Origin of the sequence: Geminisphaera colitermitum TAV2, assembly GCF_000171235.2 — a bacterium.
Classification (GTDB): domain Bacteria; phylum Verrucomicrobiota; class Verrucomicrobiia; order Opitutales; family Opitutaceae; genus Geminisphaera; species Geminisphaera colitermitum.
Genome location: NZ_ABEA03000176.1, coordinates 108,001 through 131,985, shown reverse-complemented (window position 1 = coordinate 131,985; position 23,985 = coordinate 108,001). Strand labels below are relative to the sequence as shown.

The following is a 23,985-nucleotide window of genomic DNA, read 5'->3' as shown; positions in this document are numbered from 1 at the left end:
CACCCGCCCGCACGTCGGAAACTTACTTGGCGCCAGGGAATGAGATGCCTGAGCTGCTGCCGCTCGAACTGCCGCTGCTGGTGTTCGTCGCGCTGCTGCTGCTTTTGGCAGGCGAGGCGCTGGAACTGCTGCTGCTGCTGCCACGGCCCTTGTTCACTTCCTTGGAAACTTCCTCGGTGATGTCGTAGGCGGGATCAAAATAGATGACAGGGGAAATGCCGAGCAGGGTCGGGCCAGACTTGTCGATGAGGATCGTGCCGCCCTTGCGCTTGGCGACCTCGGTGGCGGTTTTGCTGAGCTTCTCAAGCATCACTTCGCGGAATGCCTTGATGCGCTGCTGGAAGGAATTACGGGCGTTTTGCGCAAATCCCTGCACTTCGTTCTTCTTCTTCTGGATTTCCTCGGCCTTGGCTTGGAAATCGGCTTGCAGCTTGTTCTTCGCCTCGACGCTGAGGGCGGGGTTTTTGGCGTCCTCCTGCATCTGTTTGAGCTGCTCCACAAGATCGTTGCCCTCTTTGTTCAGGCGCTGGATCTCGTCCTGAGCCTTTTTCTCCTCGCCCTGAAGCTTGGCGTTTTGCTCCTCGGTCTCGTAGTGGCCATCGTAAACTTTGGCCATGTCGATGAAGAAAATCTTGAGGGCGGGCTGGGCACTGACCGAAGCGGCCATGAGGCCGAAGGATGCAAGCGCGATGATGGAGCTGATTAGCTTTTTCATAGTGTTCTTAGTAGGTCGATATGAGTTGTGTTGGATAAACGGCCGGGAAAGTGGAAGGCGGTGAAGACAGCGGTTTTAGAAACGAGTGCCAAAAGAAAAATTAAATTGTCCACCACTGTCGTTGAATTTGTCGCTCGTGACCGGGATGCCGTAGTCGAGACTGAGCGGCGCGCCCATGATCATGATGCGGATGCCAATGCCAATGTTGTCATTGTAATCCGAGGGGCTGAAATCGTAGGAGTCGCGGTTGACGAAACCGGCGTCGTAGAAGATGGCGAAACGCAGGGGCTCCACGATGTCGAAGGTGTACTCGAGGCTGATCATGCCGTAGGTGTTGCCTCCGAGGGGTTCACCGTAGCCGTTTGAGCCGGGTCCATACAGGGGGTTGCTGGCGTCCTGATAACCACCACCCTTGCCGTCACCCTGCTTGGGGCCGACTTTGCGGTATTTGTAACCGCGCAGGGAACTGGGACCGCCAAGGAAGTATTGGTCGAAGTAGGGGATTTCGCTGCCGTCAATGACGCCGACTCGACCGATGACGGAGAAGACTTGGTTGAGGGTCTCGAAGGTTTTTATGTATTGGGAGGCGCGGAGTTCGAGACTGTAATAATCGGCATCGCCTCCGAGTCCGGCTTTGGTGGTGGTGAATTCGACACGGTTGCCGCGAGTGGTGTTGATGAGGCGGTCGCGGGTGTCGCGCAGGAGTTGGAAGCTGAGCTTGGAGACGATCTGGTTGCCCTTGGACTCTTCTTCGCGGAGGTTGGCGGGGGCATCGGAGTCGATGTCCTTCATCTGCACGGATTCGAGGGTGTAGCCGAGTTTGCCTTCAATCAGCTCGATGAGGCGCTTGCGGAGGTAAACGTTGGCGCCGGTGCGGATTTCGTTGTAGAGCTGGTTATCATAGTCGGTCGAAGTGCGGTAGAGGGAGAAGCCGAGGGCGAGTTCGCGCTCGAAAAGCCAAGGTTCCTCGAAGGAAATGATGGCCTCGTTGGAACGGGAGCCGATCTGGAGGCGGATGCGGAATTTTTGTCCGTCGCCTTGGAAGAGAGATTTGCGGTTAAACAGGTCGAAGTTGGATTGGGTGATTTCGGCAAAGGCGATGACGCTGTCGAGGGTGCTGAAGCCGGCGCCAAAGGTGAGGTTGCCGGTGCGACCTTCCTTGACGGCGATCTTGAGGTTGCGGCGGCCAGGGATGTTGGTGGCTTCGGGCGTCATGTTCACTTCCTCGAAGAAGCGGGTGTTCTCCAAGCGGAGTTTGGAGATGTTCATGCGCTGGATGTTGAACACTTCGCCGGGGCCGATGGCGAGTTCGCGCAGGATGACGACGGCCTTGGTCTTGGTGTTGCCTTCGATCTTGATGGACTCGACGTGGAATTTCTCGCTTTCGGTGAGTTCGTATTCGAGGTCAATGGCACCAGTGGTGAGATTGGGGCGGCGGATGACACGGGCGCGGGCGTCGATGTAGCCGTCTTTGCCGTAGTCTTCTTCGAGGGTGCGGGCGTCCTTGTCGATGAGCGAGGGGGCGAAGATCTTGCCGGTGGTCTGGCGCAGGGTGGCGCGGAGTTCGTCGGTGGTGTAGAGGGTGTTGCCAGTGATCTTGATGTCGCCGACGAAATACTGACGGCCTTCGACAACGGGGATGGTGATGACGAGTTTGGAGGTGGTGGGGTAGTCGTAACGGATGTTGGCGGGGTCGATTTCGACGTCGAGGAAGCCTTCTTCGCGGAAGGCGTCGCGGAGTTTTTCGAGGTCGGAGTCAAAGGTCTCGTCGCGGAGGCGTCCGGTGTCGGTGATCCAAGAAAAGATGTTCCATTTGCGGGTGTCCATCACCTTGCGGAGTTTTTTGGTGGTGAGGTGCTCGTTGCCGCTGAAGTTGACGCTCTTGATTTTGACTTTGTCGCCTTCGTGGATGGTGAAGGCGACGGTGCCGAAGCCGGTGTTGCGGTCGCGGTCAATGGTGTAGGAGACGGTGGCTTGGTTGTAGCCGGATTTTTGGTAAAATTCTTTTAGTTTTTGCGCGTCTTCCTTCACCTGACGTTCGTCGAGGGCGAGGTTGGGTTTGGTTTTGATTTCGCGTTCGAGGCGTTTGCGGGTGATGTGGTCGAGGCCGGTGAAATCGACACGGAGGACGCGGAACTTGGGCGTGAGTTCAACGAGAAGGTCCACGATTTTTCCTCCGTCGCGGGTGTCGCGTTTGAATTCGATGAACTCAAACTGGCCGGTGCGGTAGAGGGCGCGGATGTCGCGGTCGATGAGGGCTTCGTCGATCAGCGTGCCTTCGCTGAGTTGCATGTTAGCCCGGACGACTTGCTCGTTGACGTTGGCGGCGCCGACGAACTTGACGGTGATGGTGCCCACGCGCGGCCCTCCGGGCTGCGGTGTGACCGCAATGGTGGGCTCCTGCATGGGCGCCTGGGCGGCGGCATCAGGCGCGAGGCTGGAGATGGCGGCCAGCGCCGCGAGGGCGCAGACGGCGGCGAGGCGAGTGCGGGACACGTAGCTCACAAAGGGGTTACGGAGTGTAGTTTTCAAAGCGCGTGATGTTCTTCAGGAATGTCAGAGTTGTTTCCCCTACCTCGCCGTTTCGATTCTTGGCAACGTATAACTCCATCTTGTCGCCGGCGACTTGGAATTTTTCGTCGGCGTCCTTGGGCCGGGAGAGCATGAGGACGACGTCGGCGTCTTGTTCGATGGAGCCGGATTCGCGCAGGTCGGAGAGGCGGGGGGTGCGGTTTTCTTTTTCGGCGGCGCGGTTGAGCTGGGCGAGCACGATGACGGGCACGTCGAGTTCTTTGGCGAGGGCTTTCATGCCGCGCGAGGCTTCGGCAACTTGTTGTTCACGGGGGACTTTGGGGTCAATGGGGGAGAGGAGTTGGAGGTAGTCGATGATGATGAGGCCGAGGGGCTGGCGGGCGGCGAGGCGGCGGGCTTTGGCGCGCAGTTCCATGATGGTGAGGCCGCTGCTGTCATCGACGTAGAGGGGGGAATTTGAAAATTCGTTGGCGACGTGGAGGAGGCGCTGGTGGTCGTCGCCATTTTTGGAGAGGAGTCCGTCACGCAGGAGGTGCATGTTGACGCGCGAGCGGCTGCAGAGGAGGCGCAGGGCAAGTTGCGCGGCGGACATTTCGAGCGAGAAAACGAGGACGCCGACGCCTTGTCTGCCTCCGGCGGGGAGGGCGGCGTGCTCGGCGATGTTCATGGCGAGCGAGGTCTTGCCGCAGGAGGGGCGTCCGGCGAGGACGATCATTTCCTGTTTTTGCAGGCCGAACATGAAGCGGTCGAGGTCTTTGTAACCGGTGCTCACGCCGGTGAGCTCGCCTTTGCGCATGAACATTTTGTTCACGACGGTCATGGCTTCCATCGTGGGTTCGCGCATGGGGCGGGCGCCGTCGCCGACGCGCTCCTGCGTGACGCGGAAGATGTCTTGCTCGACCTTGTCCACGAATTCCTGAAGGCCGCCGCTGTAGCTGTAGCAATTTTCCACGGCGCTGGTGGCGGCGCGGATGATCTCGCGGAGCATGTGAAGCTCGCGGATTTTTTCTATAAAGTAACCGGCTTGCGCGGTGGTCGGGATGGAGCCGCTGATGCGGGTGAGGTAGGCGTAACCGCCGATGTCGTCGAGTTGGCGGCTGGTTTTGAGTTCCTCGGCCACGACGGCGATGTCGATGGCCGCGCCTTTGTTGTAGAGGTCGATGAGTTTTTCAAAAACCACCCGGTTGGCCGGCACGTAAAAGGCGGCGGCGGTGATTTTGCCTTCGAGGCAACGCGCGATGACGTCGCCGCCGTCGAGCAGGCAGCAGGAGAGCAGGTATTCCTCGGCCTCGGTGGAGTGCGGGAGAACGCGCCCAATCAACGCTCCGGGGGGGGGGGGGGCGTCGAATGCATCTTTGTCGCGGCGAAAGCGCCGGGAGGATGCGGAGGATGCGTTATTGAACTCGTCTGGCATGAAAACGGAAGCCGGAGATGCGAGAGACCCGGCGAAGCGCTGGCAACTGACAAAATACAATCCTCAAAAATGTTTCCCTCTCGCCTTCTCCCACCCTTTCGTCTGCCCCCCCCTCCTCCGGTCAACAATTTCCAAGACCAACCGCGAATAGTCGCGAATGAGCGCGAATAAAAAGGCAGAATTTGTGGATTCTTACCTTCTTTGCGCTCGTTGTGTTCCTTGCGGTTAAAATTAAAACCTCATGCGCCTTGGTTTTATTCGCGCTCATTCGCGACCATTAGCGGTTGGTCTTGGAAAGCGGGACTAACAGCGCAAACAACGAGGACGCTCAGTCTCAACAATCTCAGTTCACAACAAGCGGATCAACGACGCGAAATCATCGTTCCCCCACCCTGCCGACTCGGCTTCTCCAAGCCGCGCGCGCACCGCCGCCAGCAACGGAAAGCCCGCCGCCTCCCGCGTGCCGACAGCCAGACGCATGTCCTTGTGCATGTGTTTCACGGAAAACTGCGGGGCGAAGTCCGCACCGCGCAACTTCGGCTCCTTGAGTTTCACCAAGCCGGAATTGCCGACATTGCGCGACATGGCATCAAAAAAGGTGTCGTCGCTGATTCCAGCGCGTCGCGCCAGCGTGAGCGCCTCGCCCAGCCCCTCCATCTGAATGGCGAGGTTCAGATTCATGGCCAGTTTCAGGAGCGTGGCCTGACGATTGTCGCCAATGCGCAACCGCGTGCCGGATATGAGCGCGAGCAACGGTTCCAACTCCGCGATCAGGTCCGCCTCGCCGCCCAAATAAAAAACCGTCTGCCGCTGTTCCGCGGCGGGCTTGCTTCCCGTAAACGGAGCTTCCAAGTAACGCGCCCCGGCGGCGAGCACGGCTTCGCGGAAGCGCGAACTGCTCTCCGGGTCGATGGTGCTCGACTGCACGACCACCTTGCCCGGCCCCAACGCGGGCACGATGCGCTCGATCACGCCCTGCACCGCAGGCGGATCGGCCACGACGATTTGCACGACATCCGCCACCGACGTCACGGCCTCGGGGGTGGGCAACCCTTGCGGGAACGGCTCCATCGACGGCGTGCGATTCCACGCCCCGGCGAGAACGCCCGCCGCGTGGTAATGCCGCGCCCACACGCTGCCAATGATGCCCAGCCCCAAAACCCCCACCGTTTTGCCCGCCGCTGCGATTGTTCCCTTAGTTGCTGTTGTTGTCATGCGCTCCAGCCCTTCCAGCTTGGGCCTTGATTTTCAATCCCAACTTCCCTTGGACGCGCTGTTGTTTCGTGCCGGGCGCACTGGCGCAGGCATCTCGCCTGCGCTGCGGGGAAAATTACCCAAGATATCCGCGTCAGGCAGATAAAACGACTTGACGCGATGATCTGAGCCCGCCTTTTTCCTCCACACATTTGCGTCAGGGACGCGCACACCGGATCAACGAATAACCGAAACCACTTGGGCCAAACCCGCTAACTGCTTGAAAATGAGCTTAAACGCGACATACGGGACTACACAAAGCTCCCAAGCTCCCAAGCTCCCAAGCTCCCAAGCTTAGCTTAAGCTGTGTCAGCATAGAACACCCAAACAAGGGGGTACCATGTCCGGACGGGATGATGGCGGAACGGGACGCGATTTCCCATCATCGGGAGACGGCTTCCCATTATCGGGAAGCGACGTCCCATTATCGGGAGACGGCTTCCCATCATCGGGAAGCGACGTCCCATCATCGGGAGACGGCTTCCCATCATCGGGAAGCGACGTCCCATCATCGGGAAACGACGTCCCATTCGCCAGAAACGGCGTCCCGAAGGGCTCATTTTGCCTCTTTTGACCGCAACCATAACTCCCAACCCAAGGAAAACTCATGAGCAACCACCTGGCCCGCAACTACCTGCCGACGACCGAGACGGAAGCCTACCTATGGCTCACCAACCTTGCGCAACAACTGCCCTCCGTGGCCAACCTGCTCGGCATCGGGCAAAAAGTCACCCCTCTGGTGCAAGCCGCGCAACTACTCACCGACACCCACCGCTACCATCAAGCCGCCCGCAGTCTGGCCGAAGAACGCACCGCCAACAAAAACGAAGCCGCCTGGAACCCCATCGGCCAACACGTTTACGTGCGCCCCACCACCACCGACACCGGCCCCCAGACCACTCAAAGCGCCGATGCCGGAGCCTACCCCCTGGCCATCGCCTTGTGCGACGACATCCTCACCAACCGGAGCGGCAAACTCGATCAGGCGATAAAAGACCTCCTGCGCCTCAACCCTCTGCCCAAACACCCACCCGGAGCGGCCACCGGAGCCAAACCCCAATACGAAGCCCTGATCGACCACAATCAACTCACCATCAAACTCACCAAAGCCGGTTATCAATATTTCATGGTGAAGATCGACCACGGCACGGGCGAGTTCGACGCCGAGCACGTGGTGCACGAAAGCCCCTTCAAAGACCCCACCCCCCTCCCCACCGACACACCGCAGATGTGGCGCGTGCAGGTGTTTGGATATGCCAAAGGCAACCACGTAGGCATCCCCGGCGACATTATAGACGTAGCCGCCAAAGCCTACCTCGCCGAACACTCCGAAGGCACCGGTTGATTTCTCTCATTCTCCCGCACGATGAGAAACCCAAATGATATTCCGAGTGGCGCGGGCTTTTGTTGCCAATCCCAAACGCCCGCAATCCGATGTAGCGCAGGCGTCCCGCCTGCAATCCAGTCTGCTGCGCGAAGCGCCGCACTCCATAAAAGTCACCGCGCTTCGCGCAATAGACAAGATGGCAGGCGGGACGCCTGCGCTACATCGGAATGCGGGCGGGACGCCCGCGCCACTTTTGTTTAGCCCCAATCCGGCGGCAGGATGCCGCCGCTCCGTATCCTGAATTTGAAAGTCTCAATCCCTTTTTCCCGCACCTATGAAAAGCCAAAAGCAAAATAATACAGTCACGCTTCCGCGTGTCTTTCTTAAACTCGGAGCGGCGGCGACCGTCGCGCTCCTTTCAACGCATCTCGAAGCCGCCGCTATCAATATCTCGACCGTGACGGTGGGCGACATTGGCAACGTTGCGGACCCCGCTACCGGTTCGCTCTATGGCTCGGTGGGCTACGAATATCAGATCGGGAAGTATGAGGTGACGAACGCGCAGTATGCGGCGTTCCTGAACGCCGTGGACAGCAGCGGGGCGAACACGCTGTCGCTCTACAGCAGCAACATGAGCAGCGACGTTTCCGGCGGCATCACGTGGAACAGCAGTTCGGGCCGTTACGAGGTGAAGGCCAACTTTGACCTGAAGCCGGTGAACTTTGTGTCGTTTTACGATGCGGCGCGGTTCACGAACTGGCTGACGACCGGGACGACGGAGACCGGGGTTTACAACCTGACCGGAGGAACAGCGACGCCGGACAACGGTCTGAGCGTGACGCGCACGCTGGACCAGATCCCCGGGACGCTGTGGGCGATAGCGAGCGAGGACGAGTGGTATAAGGCCGCGTATTACAACGGAGACGGCACGTATCGCACGAATCCGGTGACAGGCACCTTGAGCCAGAGCACGGCGAACTATTACAGGGGAGGCTATGCGATGCCCGGCCCTGATTACCTTGCGCCTGTGGACCACTACGACCTGGTATCCGGAGCGGGTTCGTTCTACGGGACGTTCCAGCAGGGCGGAAACGTGTATGAATGGAACGATGCTATTATTTCCGATAATGACCGTTTGGTGCGTGGCGGCTCGTGCGGCACCGACGGGACGTTCCTCGCCTCCTCGGCGCGCTTCTACGGCTACGACCCCGCCGTCGAGGGCAGCGGCGTCGGTTTTCGTGTAGCGGCATTGGCCAGCCTTGCGTCCGTGCCCGAGCCCGCCACGTACGCCGCGCTGGCTGGGCTGGCGATCCTCGCCTATGTGAGCGTGCGTCGTCGCCGCTGATTGGTAACGGAGGGCGGGTCTCCTGACCCGCCAGACGCGGCGCAGCCGCGCCCATCCGAAAAAAAAACGGAAGGGCGGTGCTTCGCACCGTCGGCGGGTCGGGAGACCCGCCCTCCATAGGCACTTAACCACGGAGGCAACGGAGGGCCGGGTCGCATAGGAATGCAAATCAAGGATGCCCTGTCTTCTGTGCCTCTCGTGGTTCCCCATCTAACCTCAGCTATCCATACGAAGGACAGGGGAGTGCGGCCTATTCGGGTTGCCCTCCCCCTTTTTTTTGCCCCCCCATTTGCCCGCGTCTGTCCAAACCCGAAATTTGCTTGCCCCAACTTCCTTTGAACTTCCTTTGACGGGCGCGAAAACGCCCGCCACGGTAGTGCGCATGAGCGACTTTTTCTCAGGAGCCGAAGTCATTGCCGCCAAGGAAATCCTTGACCGGCTGCGGACCAACATGCGCCTCACCGTCAAGGGCAAGGACGACGTCATCGAACAGGCACTCGTGTGCCTCGTTGCCGGTGGACACCTCCTCATCGAAGACATGCCCGGCGTCGGCAAAACCACCCTTGCCTACTCGCTTGCGCGCTCCATGGACTGCGCCTTCTCGCGCATCCAATTCACCAGCGACCTGCTCCCCAGCGACGTCACTGGCGTGGCCATTTACGACGAAACACTCAAAGAGTTCGTTTTCAAAAAAGGCCCCGTCTTCGCCAACGTCGTCCTTGCCGACGAAATCAACCGCGCCACGCCCAAAACCCAATCCTCGCTCCTCGAAGTCATGGACCGCGGCAAAGTCTCCGTCGATGGCGAGACGCACGCCGTCGGAGCGCCCTTCATGGTCTTCGCCACGCAAAACCCCGTCGATTACGAAGGCACCTTCCCCCTCCCCGAGAGCCAGATGGACCGCTTCCTCATGCGCCTGCATATGGGATATCCCAATGCCGCCGACGAACTCGAAATCCTCCGCGCCCCCCGCACCTCCTACGACAGCATCACGCTCAACGCCGTCGTCTCCCGCTCCGACATCCTCCAACTCCAATCCCTCGCCTCGCACGTCTTCATCGAGGACAGCGTGCTCGACTACGTGCTCAAAATCATCAGTGCCACACGCACCGAGTCCGAGTTCAAGGCCGGCATCTCCGTGCGCGGCAGCCTCGCGCTCAAGCACGCCGCCCAAGCCCGCGCGCTCCTCCACGGACGCGATTTCGTGATCCCCGAGGACGTGCAACTCATGAGCGTGCCCGTCCTCGCCCACCGCCTCGGTCTCGTCCGCCCCGGCTCCGACGCCCTCGAAGAACGCCGCACCATCACCGCCGTCCTCCGGCGCATCCTAGGCGCGATCCAAGCGCCAACATAGCCCTCCCCGCTGCCGCGCCTCCCCCGGCGTTTTCCGGGCAAACATTTAACATTAAACGCTGAACATTTAACATTAAACACCAGACGCCAAACCTCCCATGAACCCGAGCTGTCTCCCCGCCGCCGATTCCGACATTCAATGTTCAATGTTTAATGTTCAGTGTTAAATGTTCTCCGATTCCGTCGCCTGCACCGCCTCCCACCTTCCGTGTCCAACGCCCCCTCCCCCCCCACGCTCCTCCATGACGGCGACATCAGCCCCATGACTCCGCTGCGCGCCGACGCGGACGGATGGCAGGGCGTCAAGCTCGCCATCCCGCTCGACCCCGCGCGCCGCTGGCGACGACACCTCTGGGCACTCATATTCCCCCCGAAAAACCTCGCCCACCGGCTCCTCCCCACCGTGCCCGGCGTGCTCCTCATCGTCGTCGCCATCGGCATCGGGGCGGCGGCCTACAACACCGGGCAAAACATCCTCTTCATCACCCTCTCGCTCATCATTTCCTGCCTCACCCTCAACGGCGTCATCTCCTGGCTCAACACCCGCGGCCTTGGCTGGCGCCTCCGCACCAGCCCTCCTTGGCGCGCCGGGCAGGACCAGATCGTGGGCTTGGAAATGCGCAACGAGAAACGCCACATCGCCACCTACGGACTCTCCTTTGAACTCCGTTCCGAGCCCTCGCAGACCAAGGTCCGGCTCACCCTCCGGCAACGCCTCGACCCGCGCTCGCAACTGCGCCTCGAATGGTCGTTGCGCCCCACCCGGCGCGGACGCGAACGCGTGGAACTGGTCAACGTCGGCTCCCTGTTCCCCTTTGGATTTCTGCGCAAGGTCATCGGCAGCGGCATGCACCGCGAAATCATCGTCTGGCCCGCCGCCATCAGCTACCGCCGCCACGCCATTGCCGGAGCCTGGCGCGCCCTCCCCGGGGAACGCAGCCGCAACCGCGGCCAGAGCGGCGAAGTCGTCGGAGTGCGCAAGTATATCGCCGGAGACTCCCACCGCCTCGTGCATTGGAAGGCCACCGCCCGCATGCGCAAGGTCATGGTCAAGCAATTCTCCTCCGAAGGCTGCGACGGCGTCACCCTCTGGTTGCAGACCCCGTCCGACGAATGGACCCAGCCCGATCAGTTTGAAGTCCTTGTCAGCCTCGCCGCCACCCTGGCTGAAGACCTGTTTCGCGCCAGCCGGCTCCTCGCCGCCGCCATCAACGACGAAGCCCCCCGCCCCATCCGCAAACTCCGCGATCTGGAACTCTTTCTCGACCAACTTGCCCTCGTTCACCCCGTTCCACCCGCATCCACCGGGGCCGACACCGCCGCCCGCCGCCGCAACCTCCTCACCTTCTCCCCTGACGGCCTCCGCGGCGTCAGCGCCTACATCGACGGCATCAAAGCCGCGAGCGCCTGAATGATTTGCAATTCCCCATGAAACGCCGCCCGCAACTCAGCATCGACGAACTCCACCAAGTGCGCTGGCTGCTGGGCGGATTTCTCACCGTGCTCTCTGCCTGGACCGTGTCGTTCATGGACGTGGATGCCACTCTCCTCCTCGGCGTCACCACAGTGCTCGTTCCCACCGCCACTCTCAGCCCCGCCCTCGCCGCCTGGTTCCCCATCTGGATGCACCGCCTGACCTTCCCCCTCATGGTGGCGTTTTTTCTCTGCGACCTCATCCTTACGCGCCAGCCCCTGCCCGCCCTCATCCGGCTCGACCTCATGCTGCTCCTCTACCGCGGCGTCACCCTGCGCCGCCGCCGAGAGGACCTGCAACTCATCGTCCTCGCCCTCTTTCTCGTCATCGTCGCCGGCGTCGTCACCGTGTCGCTCGCCTTCATCGCGCAGATCCTCCTCTTCATGGCCTGCACGCTGGCCCTGCTGCTCGTGCTCACGATCACCGAATCGATGCCCGAACCGCCCATCAATCGCGGCGGCCTGCCCCCCTCTTGGACCCACGTCCGCTGGCTCCACCTCTTCCGGCGCCTGCTGCAAGTTGCCAACTGGCGCGCCGTGACCCTCGGCGTCTTCATCTTCACCGCCGTCGTCGGCCTCTCCGCCGTCCTCTTCCTGTCCCTGCCCCGCTTCGAGATGAGCGGGACCCTCTTCATCGACCGCTTCATCAGCAAAAAAACCCGCACCGGCTTCTCCGAAAACGTGCGCATCGGTGACGTGGTCAACATCCAGGAAGACCGCAGCGTGGCCCTCAGCATCGACGTCTCCGACCGCGCCGCCGTGCCCGCCACCCCCTACTGGCGCATGCTCATCCTCGATCGCTACTCCAGTCGCGGCGGCGGAGGCGGCTTCAGCATGTCCGAAGGACTTCGCGCCGAGATGCGCACCTATCCGACAAAAATGCAGCAGTTCGTCGGCGGCCTCAGCGTCCTCCGGCGCGACCCCGACCACAGCGTCACCTGGACCTTTTATATGGAGCCCGGCGTCAGCCGCTACCTCCCCATGCTGGGCGACTTCCGACTCCTCACCTTCAACGACGCCCAGCAACTCACCAGCAGCAATCCCCTGCGCCTGCACAGCCTCTCGCAAGAAAGCTCCAAAATGCTTCCCTACCGCGTCGAAGGCATGGTCGTGGACTACGAAATCCCTGACCTGGCCTACGCCGCCCGCTGGAAAGAGATTGTCGCCCGCCCGCTCGAACCCGACTCCAATGAACCTGAACGCCGTCGCGGCGGTCCCGGCTTCGGCATGGGCGGTTTCGGAGAAGATTTTCCCGGTGACTACGGCATGGGAATGATGGGCGAGGACATGCAAGGCCGCCCCCCCCCCCCCCCCGATTATCTTGCCCTCCACGGTCTGCGCCGCTTCAGCCGCGCCAAACTCTACGGTTTTGGCACACAAATCGGCCACCCCCGCGATGGCGACGTTGCCGCCTTCGTCCAGCGAGCCTCCGAATGGCTGCACAAACGCCACGGCTACTCCCTGCGCTTCACCATTGACCGCGGCGACCTCGACGAGCGCTTCCGACCCGATCCACTCGTGACTTGGATGGAATCCAATGAAAACGGCCACTGCGAGATGTTTGCCGGCTCCATGGTCCTTCTCGCCCGCGCCGCCGGCATCCCCTCGCGCCTCGTCACTGGTTTCAAAGGCGCCGCATGGAACACCACCTCCGGCCACATCAGCGTGCGCAACTCCGACGCCCATGCCTGGTGCGAACTCTTTGACTACAAAAGAGGAGTCTGGCTCCGCGTCGATCCCACGCCCGGCGCGAGCATATTACCCGTCAAGGACCGCGTCCGCGTCCTGCGCAACAACCGCCCCAACCTCGACCTCGAAAGCGGCTGGTCCTCGCGCACCGACAGCCTGCGTGTTTTCTGGTACCGTCGCATCGTGAGCTTTGACCAGACCTCGCAACTCGAACTGGTGCGCCTCATCAAAGAGGCCGTGGAAGGACTCGGCACCGACTGGCGGGCCCAGTTCGACAAGAAGACCCGCAGCCTCGGCGTCTGGCTCCGCGAACCCTGGACGTGGTGGCGAGTCGGTTTGTCCGCCGCGTTCGCCGGGGGGATTGTCATGACGATCTGGCTCTGGCGCGAACTCGGCGTCGGCCTCTGGCTGCGCTCCCTGCGCAGCGCCGATCCCGTGCGCCGCGAAGCCAGTCGCTGGCTGGCCCGGCTCAATCACGCCAAGGGCCCCTTTGCCCTGCAAGTCCGCGAACGCCTGCTCCGCCTCCGTTACGGAGCCAAGCGCTCCTGGCGAGAACCCGCGACCCGCGTTTTTCGCGACGCCCGCCGCGCCGTCCGCGCCCTGGACCGGCAGTAAGATCGCCTTGCGACTACGCCCCATTCCCCTTCGCCCATCGTCCCTCGCTCATCCCGGCCTTTGCCCGCAGACGCTTGATGTCGTCGAACTGCTTTGACGACATGAGTCGGCGGGGCAGGCGGGTCTCCGCCTCGGTCATGAGCTTGTCCCAGTCAACTTCACTGGGCGGACCATAGGGCTCCCAAGGCGTGTGGTGCCCCTGTTTGCGTTTCCACTCAATATTGCCGCCGTGGATGATCACGCGGACCTGAAATTTCCCCTCTTCGGGATGACGCACCCACCAGCCAAATTCCATGCTCATGCTTATGGGGTTAGCGAAAGGCATGGCCTGCGCGCCAGAGCAAAACAACGCGAACGCAAAACAGAGGGTGAATTTCTCCCATCTCCTGCTTGCCAAAGATTAAAATGCCGCCCAAGGTCCGCACTTCTTCTCTCATATTTGCTCCCCTATGAAATCCAAAGCACTCCTGCTCGTCGGTCTCTGTGCAGCCATCGCCACCCTCTCCGGTTGCGCGACCCAAACCACCCGCACCGGCAAAACCACCAATATCCTGGGCGGCCTCGTGACCGTAAAGACTGGTTACTACCAAACCGCCAAGCCCGTGACCATCGAAGGCAACACCAATCAGCTTTGGGGCGACATGGGCAATCCCAGCGGCACACAAGTCACGCTCGGCTGGGGCCTCATCACCAGCAACGACTATTAACATCGAGCCACGCTCGCTCTCCAATTCTTTGACGCCCGCCGAAAAAATCGGCGGGCGTTTTTGTTATCCATTTATTCTAGTTCCCCGTTTCACCGTGTTCGACTCGCCCAACATCGCCCGTCACCTCGACCTCATGGCTGCCAGCCAGCCCGCGCACCCCGCGCTCAAAATCCCGCGAGGCCGCACCCGCGATGGACGCATCGACTACCTCACGCTCACCTTCGCCGAACTCCACGCCGAAGTCTCCGCCTGGTGCCGCCGTCTTGAGTCCCGCGGAGTGGTTCGAGGCGACCGCGTCCTCGTCATGGTCCGGCAGGGCCTGCCGCTCATTGCCGCTGCCTTTGCCCTCTTTCGCCTCGGAGCCGTGCCCGTCATCATCGACCCCGGCATGGGACGCAAAAATTTCCTCGCCGCCGTCGCCCACTCGCGACCCCGCGTCCTCCTCGGCATCCCCGCCGCCCGCATCGCCAGCCACATCTTCCGGCGCGCTTTTGGCTCCGTCGAAATCCGCGTCCCCGCCTCCAGCCGCGCCACCGCCCGCCTCTCCGGGAAATCTCAAATCTCAAATCCCAAACCTCAAATCCTCTCCCCCCCCCCCCCCGCAGCCGAACCAATTCCGACATTGGACGTTGGACGTTCGACGTTGGATGTTGGACGTTCGCGCGAAGCGCGCCCCCCCCCCCCCCCCCCTTCCGCCTTTCCCTGCGCCCAAGTCGCCGCCAACGAGACCGCCGCCATCCTATTCACCTCCGGCTCGACCGGAGCGCCCAAGGGCGTCGTTTACACGCACGGCCAGTTTGCCGCCCAAGTCGAACTCGTCCGCTCCACCTACGACATCCAGCCCGGAGAAGTGGACCTGCCCCTCCTGCCCGTGTTTGCGCTCTTCAACCCCGCGCTCGGCACCACCACCATCGTCCCCGAAATCGACCCCAGCCGCCCCGGCGCATTCGACCCCGCCCGCGCCGTGCAAGCCATCCTGCAGGAAAACGTCACCTACTCCTTCGGCTCCCCCACCCTTTGGGGCAAAATCGCCCGCCACTGCCACGCCACGCACACGACGCTGCCCGGCCTCCGCCGCGTCCTCTGCGCTGGCGCGCCCGTCCCCCCCTGGCTCTGGCAAGCCCTCCCCCCCCTCCTGCCCGACGGCACCCTGCACAGCCCCTACGGCGCAACAGAAGCACTCCCCATTTCCAGCATCGAAGCCGGAGAAGTTAACAACGACACCGCCGCCGCAACGCTCGCCGGTGCCGGCACCTGCGTGGGCCGAGTGCTCCCCGCCAACCAAGTAAAAATCATCGCCCTCACCAACGCCCCCCTTGCCTCCCTCAACGCCAACGGCCTCTGCGAACTCCCCCCCTGCACCATCGGCGAAATCATTGTCCGCGGCCCCACCGTCACCCGCGAATACGACCGACTCCCCGACGCCACCGCGCACGCCAAAATCCCGGACGCCGACGCCCTTTGGCACCGCATGGGAGATTGCGGTTACCTCGACGAACAAGGCCGCCTCTGGTTTTGCGGACGCAAGGCCGAGCGCGTCGAGACGATCGACGGCCCGCTTTTCACGGAACAGATTGAACCTGTCTTCAATGCCCATCCCAAAGTCCGCCGCACTGCCCTGATCGGCCTTGGCCCCGCCGGACGCCAGCGTCCCGCCATTATCGTCGAACCTGCCTCCACCGCCTCCGACGTCCTCAAGGACAGCGCCGCCGCACGCACCCTCGCCCGCGAACTTCGCGCCCTGTCCCTCGCCTGCCCGCGCCCCATCCCGGTAAAAATCTTCTATTTTCACCCCGGCTTCCCCGTTGACGTCCGCCACAACGCCAAAATCCACCGCCTCACCCTCACCACTTGGGCGCAAAGCGGTGCCATCGGCTACGAAACCGACCCCAAACGCTAATTGCCCCCTCCCCCCCCCCCCCCACACACACACGCACACCATGCCAGAAGACCCGCTCCCGCTCCACGCCCGCCTTGCCCGGCAATTCGCCTTCATCATCGAAGCCGACAAGCTCAAAGAAATCCTTCGCCAGTCGCTCCTCACCCAAAGCCGCCGCCGTGAAAACGACGCCGAGCACTCCTGGCACATCTGCCTCATGGCCATGACCCTCGCCGAGCACAGCAACACCCCGGTGGACGTCCTCCGTGTCATCAAGATGCTCCTCATTCACGACATCGTGGAAATCGACGCCGGCGACACCTACGCCTACGACACCGCCGCCGCGGCCACGCAACACGAACGCGAAACCCGCGCCGCCGACCGCCTCTTCCACCTGCTCCCCCAAGATCAAGCCGCCGACTTTCGCGCCCTGTGGGAGGAATTCGAGTCCCGCGCCACGCCCGAATCCCGCTTCGCCGCCGCCCTCGACCGCGTGCAACCCATCCTCCTCAACTGCCTCTCCGAAGGGCGCAAATGGCGCGAGCACGGCGTTACTCGCGACCACATCATTGCCCGTTGCGCCCACGCCGCCGAAGGCTCCGCCGCCATCTGGGACCATGCCCGGCAACTCATCGACACCACCGTCGCCAACGGCTGGCTCGCCGCCTCCCCCAACCAATCAACCCCATAACCCACAAATAGTTACCCTGCTACTCAAAAAAAATATTCTCCGTTCTGGCCTCGTTTTCGGGGAACTGACAAGGTGCGCCCCTTCATTTTCACAGCAGCAGCAGGCTCGCTCACAAATACCTGCCATACCATGCACTCTTTCCGCACCCGCGCGGACACAGTTACCAGACCGGCGCTCATCAACAGAAACGCCGTATCCATCGCCTTCCTCACCAACGCCCGCCGGCTTCGAGCGATCGTCCGGGTGATCCAGGCCAACACCAACACCAACTACATCACGCACTCGGAAGTCATTGAGCACCGGGCGGACCACACCCGGCGCTGGGCGCATTTTCGGCGCTCGCTGCTGGCTGACGACATCCGGCGTGCCATCCACCGGCAACGACGCGGCGAAGGCGGCGTGCTCGTTGCCACCCGTGGCCGCAGCATTGTCGGGGTGGCGGTCCTGCTCTTTGACCTCAAGCACCGCTACGGCATCGTCGAGGACATCGTCATCAACGAAAAATACCGTGGCCTCGGCATCGGCCACCGCCTTCTCGACGGCTCCATCCGCCAGATGCGTCAGGCCGAACTGGAGAACGTCATCCTCGAATCCGGCATCCGCAACGAATCCGCCCATGCCTTTTTTCAACGGCACGGCTTTCGTGAAGCCGCCATCATGTTCCTGCGCCGCCTGGAAACCGACGACTGACAGAGCGCGAGGCGCGCTCGTGCTTGCGCCCGTCCACGAAGCGGCAACATTCACCCCCTGCTTAGAATCACAACCATGGCGACCTACATCTACGAGACCATCCCGCAAACTCCGACCGAAGCGGTGGAGACCTTTGAGGCAATCCAGTCGATGAACGACCGGCCGCTCACCCATCATCCCGAGACGGGGCGACCGGTGCGGCGTGTCATCACGGGCGGCTTCGGATTTTACGGCGTCACCCGCGTGACAACCTCCCCCCCCCCCCCCCGTTGTGAACGCGCCGACGAATGCGCAGCCGCTGCCGCCGAAAGCGGCGGCCATTGCTGCAGCGCCGGCTGCGGTTGCGGAAAATAAGAGCAACGGCATCCATCTGACGTCAGCAAATCGTCAGCACGATGCCGGTCAGCACGCCGAGGATGGCGGGAAATTTTTGCCAGCCGTTTTTCTCGCCGAACAACAATAGCCCCCCCCCGAATGCCACCAGCACGCTCCCGCGCCGCAAACTCGACACGACCGAGATCAACGCCTCCTCGTCACGCAGCGCGCCGAAATACAAAAAATCCGCCACGAGCAAAAACGCCGACACCAGCAAAATGCTCCAGCGCCAGAAAAACGGATTGCGCCCCCACAACCGCATCTTCCACGCCACCGTCAGCGGCAGAAACAACACCGCCAGATAAATCGAAAACCAACACTGCACCGTCGCCGTCGAGAACCCCGCCCGCCCCAGCAAAAATTTGTCGTAAAGCGCGCTCACCGCGTTGAGCAACGTACCGAAAACGAGGAACCAAATCCACTTGTTGCGGCGAAAATCCACGCCCTCCTTCGCCCCCACAAACGACAGGCCGAGGAACGACAGCAACGTTATCAAAACCCCCGCCGCCTCCGTCCACGACAGCCGCTCACCCAGCACGATCAACGCGCCGAACAGCGTCCACATCGGACCCGTGGCCCGGATCGGCGACGCAATCGACACCGGCAGATGTTTGACCGCGAAATAGCTGCAAATCCACGAGCACGCCACGATGAACGATTTGAGCAGCAATTGCAGGTGCTGCGCGAACGTGAGCGCATCCACGCGCAGCATCACCGGCATCCCCTCCCCTCCCCCCCCCGCCTGCTGCAACAACGCATCGCCCGCCATCAGCGCGACCCACACGAGGGCGCTGCACAGATTGGCGATGAACAACACGGGCAGCACGGCGTTGCCCTGCACCGATTTTTTGATGCTCAGGTCGTAACACCCGAGAAAAAAAGACGACAACAAACTGGCGAGGAGCCACGACATGTCAGCGGTGTAATGTAATGGGCACTACGAAGCGTCCTGGGAGGGCGTGTCTCCTGCCCCGCCCTCTGTCAGCGACCGCTCGCGTCCGGAATACGGCTCCAAATGCGTGACAACATCGTCCATCCGGGGAATCGCCTTGCGAATGGCGTCCTTGACATCGTGCGCCACGCGGTGGCCGTCCTCCACGCTCATCCTGCCGTTCACCTGCACATGCAGGTCCATGAAATAACCGAGACCGCTCTTTTTCATGCGCAATTTTTCCACGCGGCGCACGTGCGGCACGCGGCTCGCAACGAATTCCGCCCGCTGTAAAAGTTCGGCGGGCGCGGCTCCATCCATGTTTTCGTGCAGCGCAGTGCGCAGGAGCGAGATGCCGTTGAAACCAATCACAAGGCAGCCGACCAAGGCGGCGATATCGTCCGCCTTTTCGTATCCGCGCCCTCCGATCAACGCGACGACGATGCCCAAAAACGCCGCCGCCGAAGTGATGGCGTCGGAACGGTGATGCCAGGCGTCGCCCTTGAGCGCGGAACTGGAAGTCTCGTCACTTTTTTTCAGGGCGTAGCGTGAAAGCACCTCTTTGGTCACGATCACGATGAGCAGGACCGGCAGGGTGAACCACGCGGGCGATTCGTGCCGCGAAAAAAGATTTTTGGTGCTTTGAAATGCGATCGTGGCACCGGCGGCCAGCAAAGAGATGGCCGAGAAGAGCGCCCCCAGTTGCTCGGCCTTGCCGTGGCCGTAGGGATGATCCTCGTCCGGCGGTTTGCTTGAGACTTTCAGGGAAATCAGCACCACGACTGACGCCACGATATCGTTGATTGATTCGATGCCATCGGCAATCAGCGCGTAGGAATGTCCGATGATGCCGGTGACGATCTTGACGGCAGCCAGCGTGGCGTTGACCACGATGCCTCGGATCGTGGCGTGGATGGCGGTGGCGGATACTGCGGATGCAGGCAGGGACATCGGTTGTAATTGGGCTCGAAGTGGCGGTTGAGCCCTGATGTTCGCCACCCGTCAACATCGCCGTCAATCAAGTTGGTCGGGAAGGCGAGCATTAAACGGTTACTTATATTTGATTACGCTATTTTTCCCAGGTAAAATCGTATGTTTCGAATCAAGTATTTAAAATAGTTTTTCTCCATGTCCGTTTCCAACGAGGAAGAGGTGGCCGGGTTGGCTTCACTTCAATCAGTTTTGTGAGCGGGTTATTGGAATTTTGGATACCGATTCCCTCTGCTATGCGGAGAAGGCTCAGGCTGCCTTAAGCATGGAGACTTGCTGCACAGTCTCAGGTGGCGCCAGTTGATAGCGCACCGCGTTTGTTTTGCCCGATACTGTTACAAGATTGCTGGCGCGGAGACGAACCAGTTTGCGAGTAACTGTCGCGGAGGACATTTCCAGCGCCACCTGAAAATCCTTGGGGGATGCCGTGCCAACCACCGAAAGGTAGCGCAGTATCCGTTTCTCTGACTCGTCGGAAACGAAGTCGGCGGGATCGAATCCACCTGCTACCTTCTGGCCCGGATTACGTGGAAACCGGGCAGGTTTTTCAAACTCCTCCGGGTGGAGGTGGCGGTAGCGGATGACAGCGGTGACGAGCAGTTCGCCGATCCGGCGGATGCGCTCGGCTTCGGTGAGGTTTCGGTTTCGTTCAAAGGGACGCATGGGATTGGAATTTTGTTGGGTGGTGATGAGGTTTAGACAGCCATCCGCATGGTCGGCATGGCTTGAATCACTTCCGAGGCGTCCATGCGCACAGTCACGAGTATGTGAGAGCACCGCTGATGCTGATACAGGATTTGGCGAATTGAATTCGACAAAAATCATCAGTGATGACTTAACTACGAAAAGTCAAGATCAAATGAATCACCACTTTACAGCCCCCCCCCCCTGCGGGGATGGCTCTACGCTGGGAAATTCGAGCCTCAGCGAGGCATCGCCGACGAAGCTGGCTCTTCGTTTGGGCCAGCCCCAAGATGATCGAGTAGCTGACGGAAGCGATCGCAATGAGCCATGAGGGCCTCGTCGCCACGAGCATTGATGGGCAGGGAAAAAAGCACCGGTAGCGTGGAGTGGCCAAGCGACGTATAGTCGAGGCGGCGACGCCACTCGATGGCCTGCAACTCGGGTGATGAAGCGGATAGATGCACGTCGTTGAGCAAGGCGTTCAATTGCTCCAGCAATCTAAAGATTTCGGACCAAGGCACCCAAGCGGGAAAGGTCGGTCCTTGCGACATCGGCCAAGTGGCAAGGAAGCGCCATTCATCAGCGAGGAGTGAAAAATGCTTTTCCCTGCCCTTGCGCAGGGACCGGACATGGCCGGAGCGTTCCAGTTCGTTGAGGGTGATCTGAACGGACCGGCGGAAGTAACCGATCTGACGCGCGATTTCGGCGGGGTGGCCGGCCTCGTGCGCCAGCAACCATGCCATGACCTCGGCGCGCGATTGCCGGCCAAACAAAGCGCGAAGCTTGAGCAGTAAGTTGCCGGGGTGATCCATGCGTGGCGCGACGGACAGGCCGCGATAGCGCACCGGACCGCGCAGCCAGCCTCCCGCAAGAAAGTCCTGATCCGCGGTTCCGAAGTGTCCATCCTCGGGAAAGAGCGGCGCAGGGGAGCCAGAAACCTCGACGGACGATTTTTCCATGGCCTTCCATTTTTTGTGCGCGGGCAAGCGGGCCAAACGTGTCGCGATTACGGACAGGATTGAGGCGTCACCGAGCACGTGGTCTTTGTGCAGGCGGGCGAGGCGCTGAAGATTGATCCAATCGGCCTGGTCCTGAAGCCAGTCGAGCATCTCGTCGAAAAGACGGGCATCCATCCGGCCGAGCGTCGTTGACGCGAGGAGCAACGCCTCGGGATCCAAGATGGCTTTGCCGGATGCCTGGGCGGCATGGCCGGAAACGCCCAGCGTGATCCACTGACGCCAGAGAAGGTCGAGGATGGCAGAGCGAGCCTCGTTTTTAAAGTTGAGCAGCAAGGTCGGCATGGCCCAAGTGGCGGAGGAGATCGGAAAGCACGAAGAGAAAACCCTCCGACGGATCCTGCAGGCAGGTCCAACGAGCGGCGGCAAGCAATTCGTCAGCGGTTGGATTCAGGTCGCGCAAGTCCGCGACATGGCGTCCTGGTCCTTGATCGGCAGCGGCATAGAGTTTGAAATGAATCTGGTCGTAGCGGCCGACAAACCCGATGGTGAGAACCGGACCATAGGAGCGGTTTGTAAGGCGATCCTCGATTCCGGTTGGGAAACCTAACAGGAAGAAAGAATCGTCGGCGGGTCCGGTGTTAAACCAATCGGCAGGCAGATTGAGTTCGGAACGGACAGCGTCAGCCGCCGTGATTACGAGCATTGCAGGCCGTTACAATAAAAGATTCGCTTTCAATATGCCGACAACTCCCGCCCAGATTGACTTTTGGCGTTCCGCACCCACGGAGTACCAGCGTCTCGAATTTAAGGAGGCGAAGAACCAATACGACAACCAAAAGTTGTTTCGCTACTGTGTCGCGTTAGCCAACGAAGGCGGTGGTCATCTGCTGCTTGGGATTGCCGATAAACCGCCGCGGAAGGTTGTTGGCACCCAAGCGTTCAACAATCCCGTCGCAATGGAAGCGAGGCTTTTTGAAATGCTGGGCTTCCGCGTGGACATCGAGGAGGTCGCCCATCCTGACGGACGAGTGCTGGTCTTTCATATCCCCTCTCGACCGAAAGGCACTGCTTACCATTTCGAGGGAGCCTATCTGATGCGCTCGGGCTCGGAACTGGTCCCGATGAGTGAAGATCAGTTGCGGCGCATTTTCAGTGAAGGAGCCCCGGATTGGCTGGCGGAACCGGCTGCCACGAACCTGACCGATGAAACCGTGGTTCAGCTTCTTGATGTGCAGACTTATTTCGATTTGCTGAAACGTCCGTATCCGTTGACCCGCGACGGGGTGATCGACTATCTTCGTGGCGAGCGGCTCATTGTTCAGAATGCTCGGGGGTGGTCGATCAGTCGGCTTGGCGCGCTGCTGCTTGCACGCAAGCTGGAGGATTTTCCCTCACTGGCACGCAAAGCTGCGCGCATTGTAGTTTATAATGGGAACTCGAAACTCGAGACCAAACTGGACCACGTAGATGTAAAGGGCTACGCGGTCGGGTTCAAGGAGTTGGTCAGTCTTATAATGAGCCAGCTTCCGCAAAACGAGGTGATCGAGGACGCCATTCGGAAGGAGGTAAAACTGGTGCCCGAAATTGTGATTCGCGAACTCGTTGCGAATGCGTTGATTCATCAGGATTTTTTGCTATCCGGCGTCTCGGTCATGATCGAGATCTACGCAAGCCGCGTGGAAATCTCAAATCCCGGCGAACCGATAGTTCCGACTGAGCGGTTTATCGATGGTTACGAGTCTCGTAATGAAAGGCTGGCAGACTTGATGCGCCGCCTAGGCATCTGCGAAGAGAAAAGCAGTGGCATCGACAAGGTGATCCACGCGGCCGAGATATTCCAGCTCCAAGCGCCGCTGTTTCGCACCGGGCTACGCCGCACGCTCGTGGTGATCGCCGGGGCCAAGAAGTTTGCCGACATGGATCGCGATGACCGGATTCGGGCCTGCTACCAGCACTGTGCGCTGCGTTACGTCATGCGTCAGGAAACCAGCAATCAAAGTCTGCGAGCACGGTTTCACTTGCCTGAAGGCAAGAGCGTGGTCGTTTCGCAGGTGCTCGCGGCGACGGTGGAGGCGGGATTGATCAAAGTGGAAGACGAGACCAGTTCGCGCAAGTTTGCTCGTTACGTTCCTTTTTGGGCCTGACGGGCTTATTTAAGCGGAATCCCTCGCCCGACCTTCTCCTGAAAGCATTACATTGATAATCAAAGGGTTCTTATTTAAGGAGAACCTGTCGGGGCACTCATGAAGCGGGCATCGGCGGCCGGACTGGCGCTTGCCCACCGATCCGGTCAGGCAGAGGCTGGGGATCCCGTCGCATGGAATTAAAAGATCATTTTTGATTTCTAAATCAGAATAAATGG

22 protein-coding genes are annotated in these 23,985 nt (G+C 60.9%); 12 read left to right on the top strand and 10 right to left on the bottom strand.

Going from position 1 to position 23,985, the window contains the following annotated elements:
- Positions 1-22: 22 nt before the first annotated feature.
- The 4 genes from OBACDRAFT_RS20660 to OBACDRAFT_RS20645 all read right to left on the bottom strand — a co-directional run bounded on the left by OBACDRAFT_RS20660 (position 23) and on the right by OBACDRAFT_RS20645 (position 5,876).
- On the bottom strand, positions 23-715 hold the full coding sequence (locus OBACDRAFT_RS20660) for an OmpH/Skp family outer membrane protein (protein WP_043588768.1): 693 nt from the start codon (positions 713-715) through the stop codon (positions 23-25).
- Positions 716-790: 75 nt separating this feature from the next.
- A complete protein-coding gene (gene bamA, locus OBACDRAFT_RS20655) occupies positions 791-3,211 on the bottom strand; it encodes an outer membrane protein assembly factor BamA (protein ID WP_232767474.1) in 2,421 nt (806 codons plus the stop codon).
- A 16-nt stretch (positions 3,212-3,227) separates the two neighbouring features.
- Positions 3,228-4,661 carry a replicative DNA helicase gene (gene dnaB / locus OBACDRAFT_RS20650; protein ID WP_043588766.1) on the bottom strand — a complete coding sequence of 478 codons (1,434 nt, stop codon included), beginning with the start codon at positions 4,659-4,661 and terminating at the stop codon, positions 3,228-3,230.
- A 348-nt stretch (positions 4,662-5,009) separates the two neighbouring features.
- On the bottom strand, positions 5,010-5,876 hold the full coding sequence (locus OBACDRAFT_RS20645) for an NAD(P)-dependent oxidoreductase (RefSeq protein WP_052362317.1): 867 nt from the start codon (positions 5,874-5,876) through the stop codon (positions 5,010-5,012).
- Positions 5,877-6,522: 646 nt separating this feature from the next.
- Between OBACDRAFT_RS20645 and OBACDRAFT_RS20640 the strand changes: the two genes are divergently transcribed.
- The 6 genes from OBACDRAFT_RS20640 (at position 6,523) to OBACDRAFT_RS20620 (ending at position 13,717) form a co-directional block, all read left to right on the top strand.
- Positions 6,523-7,260, top strand: a complete 738-nt coding sequence (locus tag OBACDRAFT_RS20640) for a hypothetical protein (protein ID WP_043588765.1) — start codon at positions 6,523-6,525, stop codon at positions 7,258-7,260.
- Between the two features lie 34 nt (positions 7,261-7,294).
- Positions 7,295-7,543 carry a hypothetical protein gene (locus tag OBACDRAFT_RS28680; protein ID WP_157837226.1) on the top strand — a complete coding sequence of 83 codons (249 nt, stop codon included), beginning with the start codon at positions 7,295-7,297 and terminating at the stop codon, positions 7,541-7,543.
- 33 nt (positions 7,544-7,576) lie between these two features.
- Positions 7,577-8,587: a formylglycine-generating enzyme family protein gene (locus OBACDRAFT_RS20635; protein WP_043588764.1), complete on the top strand. Its 1,011-nt coding sequence runs from the start codon at positions 7,577-7,579 to the stop codon at positions 8,585-8,587.
- 382 nt (positions 8,588-8,969) lie between these two features.
- Positions 8,970-9,941: an AAA family ATPase gene (locus OBACDRAFT_RS20630; protein WP_043588815.1), complete on the top strand. Its 972-nt coding sequence runs from the start codon at positions 8,970-8,972 to the stop codon at positions 9,939-9,941.
- A gap of 207 nt (positions 9,942-10,148) precedes the next feature.
- The gene (locus OBACDRAFT_RS20625) at positions 10,149-11,351 is read left to right on the top strand and encodes a DUF58 domain-containing protein (protein ID WP_232767472.1); all 1,203 of its coding nucleotides are present in this window, start codon (positions 10,149-10,151) and stop codon (positions 11,349-11,351) included.
- A 17-nt stretch (positions 11,352-11,368) separates the two neighbouring features.
- A complete protein-coding gene (locus OBACDRAFT_RS20620) occupies positions 11,369-13,717 on the top strand; it encodes a transglutaminase TgpA family protein (protein ID WP_043588763.1) in 2,349 nt (782 codons plus the stop codon).
- A gap of 13 nt (positions 13,718-13,730) precedes the next feature.
- Here OBACDRAFT_RS20620 and OBACDRAFT_RS20615 read toward each other — a convergent pair whose 3' ends face one another.
- Positions 13,731-14,018, bottom strand: coding sequence for a hypothetical protein (locus OBACDRAFT_RS20615; protein ID WP_052362316.1), 288 nt, complete (start codon positions 14,016-14,018; stop codon positions 13,731-13,733).
- 148 nt (positions 14,019-14,166) lie between these two features.
- Here OBACDRAFT_RS20615 and OBACDRAFT_RS20610 point away from each other — a divergent pair, with 148 nt between their 5' ends.
- The 5 genes from OBACDRAFT_RS20610 (at position 14,167) to OBACDRAFT_RS30205 (ending at position 18,038) form a co-directional block, all read left to right on the top strand.
- Positions 14,167-14,424 (top strand): hypothetical protein, encoded by a 258-nt coding sequence (locus tag OBACDRAFT_RS20610; protein WP_043588762.1) that lies wholly within the window; start codon positions 14,167-14,169, stop codon positions 14,422-14,424.
- A gap of 94 nt (positions 14,425-14,518) precedes the next feature.
- Positions 14,519-16,324 carry a fatty acid CoA ligase family protein gene (locus OBACDRAFT_RS20605; RefSeq protein WP_232767470.1) on the top strand — a complete coding sequence of 602 codons (1,806 nt, stop codon included), beginning with the start codon at positions 14,519-14,521 and terminating at the stop codon, positions 16,322-16,324.
- Positions 16,325-16,364: 40 nt separating this feature from the next.
- The gene (locus tag OBACDRAFT_RS20600; RefSeq protein WP_043588761.1) at positions 16,365-16,994 is read left to right on the top strand and encodes an HD domain-containing protein; all 630 of its coding nucleotides are present in this window, start codon (positions 16,365-16,367) and stop codon (positions 16,992-16,994) included.
- 129 nt (positions 16,995-17,123) lie between these two features.
- Entirely contained in the window at positions 17,124-17,684 is a 561-nt protein-coding gene (locus OBACDRAFT_RS20595; protein ID WP_043588760.1) for a GNAT family N-acetyltransferase, read from the top strand.
- 75 nt (positions 17,685-17,759) lie between these two features.
- A complete protein-coding gene (locus tag OBACDRAFT_RS30205) occupies positions 17,760-18,038 on the top strand; it encodes an FmdB family zinc ribbon protein (protein ID WP_043588759.1) in 279 nt (92 codons plus the stop codon).
- 22 nt (positions 18,039-18,060) lie between these two features.
- On the opposite strand, the gene OBACDRAFT_RS20585 is transcribed toward OBACDRAFT_RS30205, so the two are convergent.
- The 5 genes from OBACDRAFT_RS20585 to OBACDRAFT_RS20565 all read right to left on the bottom strand — a co-directional run bounded on the left by OBACDRAFT_RS20585 (position 18,061) and on the right by OBACDRAFT_RS20565 (position 22,326).
- Positions 18,061-18,972, bottom strand: coding sequence for a DMT family transporter (locus OBACDRAFT_RS20585; protein WP_043588758.1), 912 nt, complete (start codon positions 18,970-18,972; stop codon positions 18,061-18,063).
- 24 nt (positions 18,973-18,996) lie between these two features.
- Positions 18,997-19,941, bottom strand: a complete 945-nt coding sequence (locus tag OBACDRAFT_RS20580) for a cation diffusion facilitator family transporter (RefSeq protein ID WP_052362315.1) — start codon at positions 19,939-19,941, stop codon at positions 18,997-18,999.
- 288 nt (positions 19,942-20,229) lie between these two features.
- Positions 20,230-20,643 carry a helix-turn-helix domain-containing protein gene (locus tag OBACDRAFT_RS20575; protein ID WP_043588386.1) on the bottom strand — a complete coding sequence of 138 codons (414 nt, stop codon included), beginning with the start codon at positions 20,641-20,643 and terminating at the stop codon, positions 20,230-20,232.
- Between the two features lie 260 nt (positions 20,644-20,903).
- The gene (locus tag OBACDRAFT_RS20570) at positions 20,904-21,965 is read right to left on the bottom strand and encodes a hypothetical protein (RefSeq protein ID WP_052362263.1); all 1,062 of its coding nucleotides are present in this window, start codon (positions 21,963-21,965) and stop codon (positions 20,904-20,906) included.
- Positions 21,940-22,326 carry a hypothetical protein gene (locus OBACDRAFT_RS20565; RefSeq protein WP_043588757.1) on the bottom strand — a complete coding sequence of 129 codons (387 nt, stop codon included), beginning with the start codon at positions 22,324-22,326 and terminating at the stop codon, positions 21,940-21,942. The genes OBACDRAFT_RS20570 and OBACDRAFT_RS20565 overlap by 26 nt, the downstream gene beginning before the upstream one ends.
- 34 nt (positions 22,327-22,360) lie before the next feature.
- Here OBACDRAFT_RS20565 and OBACDRAFT_RS20560 point away from each other — a divergent pair, with 34 nt between their 5' ends.
- Complete coding sequence (locus tag OBACDRAFT_RS20560) at positions 22,361-23,767, top strand: ATP-binding protein (RefSeq protein ID WP_043588756.1); 1,407 nt, start codon at positions 22,361-22,363, stop codon at positions 23,765-23,767.
- Positions 23,768-23,985 lie beyond the last annotated feature (218 nt).